The sequence below is a fragment of the Ilumatobacter sp. genome (assembly GCF_049588435.1).
Taxonomy (GTDB): domain Bacteria; phylum Actinomycetota; class Acidimicrobiia; order Acidimicrobiales; family Ilumatobacteraceae; genus Ilumatobacter_A.
Genome location: NZ_JBAVYV010000408.1, coordinates 1 through 2,358, shown reverse-complemented (window position 1 = coordinate 2,358; position 2,358 = coordinate 1). Strand labels below are relative to the sequence as shown.

Annotated in this window: 3 protein-coding genes; 2 read left to right on the top strand and 1 reads right to left on the bottom strand. The window is 65.5% G+C overall.

Features of this window, described 5'->3' with window-relative positions; all coding sequences use genetic code 11:
• Positions 1-299 (bottom strand): hypothetical protein (locus WBV89_RS15780; RefSeq protein WP_423982303.1); only part of this gene is annotated, 299 nt, incomplete at its 3' end.
• A 22-nt stretch (positions 300-321) separates the two neighbouring features.
• On the opposite strand from WBV89_RS15780, the gene coaE reads away from it, so the two are divergent.
• A complete protein-coding gene (coaE, locus tag WBV89_RS15775) occupies positions 322-1,026 on the top strand; it encodes a dephospho-CoA kinase (protein WP_423982302.1) in 705 nt (234 codons plus the stop codon).
• Positions 1,027-1,089: 63 nt separating this feature from the next.
• The coding region (locus tag WBV89_RS15770) for a DEAD/DEAH box helicase family protein (RefSeq protein WP_423982301.1) at positions 1,090-2,358 on the top strand (1,269 nt) is incomplete at its 3' end.

Here is a 2,358-nt window from a genome sequence, read left to right as displayed (position 1 = left end):
GCCACCATCAGCGTGTAGCCGACGTTCTCTCCGCCGGTGAGCGCCACGGCCGTGAGCGCTGCCACGACGCCGATGACCGCGATCAGCTCCCCGATGAACTTTCGGTCGCGCACATCGCGCGGAATCGCCTGGACCACCACGACGTACACGCCCGTGATGAGCGCGGCCCACAGCGCCTTGTTCCGGTCTCCCGGTTGAAGGCCACTGAGGAAGATGGCGAGACCGAACGAACCCAGCATGAAGGCGGTCAGGGTCCAGTCGAAACGCGTCTCCCAGTCGATGGCATCGGAGCGTTCCATGCGGCGAGAGTAATGTCGCCGGGTGAGCGCAGGCGACCTTTCCCCCGAACGACCTTCCGATCCACCGGGAACACCCGTGATCGCTGTCCCCGAGGTCGTCGCCGACCTGGCGGATCCCGTGGGCCGGGTTCTGCTCTCGGGGCCCATCGGCAGTGGGAAGTCCACGGTCGGGTCTCTCATGGGGGAGTTGGGTGCCACCGTCATCGAAGCGGACTCGGTGGGACACGACGTCCTCGAGCCCGACGGCGAGGCGTTCGACGCCGTGGTGGCACGTTGGCCGGATGTCGTCGTCGACGGTCGCGTCGATCGTGGAAGGCTGGCAGCCATCGTCTTCGCCGACAGTGCGGAGCTTGCGATCCTGGAGTCGTTCACCCACCCCGCCATCTCCGGGCGGATCACAGAAATGGTCCAGGCGACCGAGGCGGCGTCGCCGGGTGTCGTCGCCGTCGAGCTGCCGCTGCTGGTCGACTTGCTCGGCGCAGGTTGGCACCGGGTCGTGGTGACGGCAGATGTGTCCGTGCGGCGTGCTCGTGCGGTCGATCGGGGGATGGACCCCGCTGACGTCGATCGGCGCATCGCCGCCCAACCTCCGATGGGAGAGTGGCTGGCACGGGCGGACAGCACCATCCCCAACGACGGGGACCTCGCCGCACTCCGACAGAGGGTCACGGCGTGGTGGGACCAGCACGTCGGTCCCCGCAGCGTTCCGGGTGTGCCGACGGACTGACCGGTCGGGTTCGATGGCTGGTGCCGGTGTTTCTCGTCACATCCGACCGGTACTCTGCGAACCATGGACACAGCCGATCAGCGCACCGATCACGGCGACGTCGACGCGTCGGCCGAGATGGAACCTTTCAAGGTCGTCTCGGACTTCGAGCCGGCGGGCGACCAGCCGGAGGCGATCGCACGTCTCGCCGAAGGCGTGCAGCGCGGCGACCGATTCCAGACGCTGCTCGGCATCACCGGTTCGGGAAAGTCGGCCACCATTGCGTGGCTCGTCGAGAAGGTCCAGCGTCCGACGCTCGTGCTGGCACCGAACAAGGCGCTGGCCGCGCAGCTCGCCAACGAGTTCCGTCAGTTCTTTCCCAACAACCGGGTCGAGTACTTCGTGTCGTACTACGACTACTACCAGCCGGAGGCGTACCTGCCGCAGACGGACACGTACATCGAGAAGGAATCGACGATCAATGACGAGATCGATCGCCTCCGCCATTCGGCCACGGCGGCGTTGCTGACGCGACGCGATGTCATCATCGTCGCATCAGTGAGCGCCATCTACGGTCTCGGCTCACCCGAGCAGTACGAGGGCCAGCTCCTCCGGCTCATCAAGGGCGTCGAGCTGCCACTCGACTTCGCCGTCCGTCGTCTCGTGGACATCCAGTACGAGCGCAACGAGGTCAACCTGGTCCGGGGGCGGTTCCGGCTCCGTGGCGACACACTCGAGATCTTTCCCTCCTACGAGGAGTCCGTCTACCGCGTCGAGTACTTCGGGGACGAGGTGGAGCGCATCCTGCGGATGAACCCGGTGACGGGTGAGGTCATCGGTGAGCAGAACGACCTCTGGGTGTTGCCGGCCACGCACTACGTCACCGAACGGGAACGGCTTCTCGAGGCCATCGGGAAGATCGAGATCGAGCTCCATGAACGGCTCGACGACCTCCAGAAGCAGGGCAAGCTGCTCGAAGCGCAGCGGCTCCGCATGCGAACGAGCTACGACATGGAGATGATGAGGGAGATCGGCACATGTGCGGGCATCGAGAACTACTCGGTGTACCTCGACGGCCGCGACTACGGCGATCCGCCGTACACGCTCATCGACTATTTCCCCGAGGACTTCCTGCTGGTGGTCGACGAGAGTCATGTCACCATCCCTCAGATCCACGGGCAGTTCGCCGGTGATCGCAGCCGCAAGGATGTGCTCGTCGAGCACGGTTTCCGACTGCCGTCGGCTCGGGACAACCGACCGCTGACATTCGAGGAGTGGTACGCCCGGACGAAGCAGGCGATTCTGCTCTCCGCCACGCCCTCGTCGTGGGAGCTCGAACAGTCCGATCAGGTC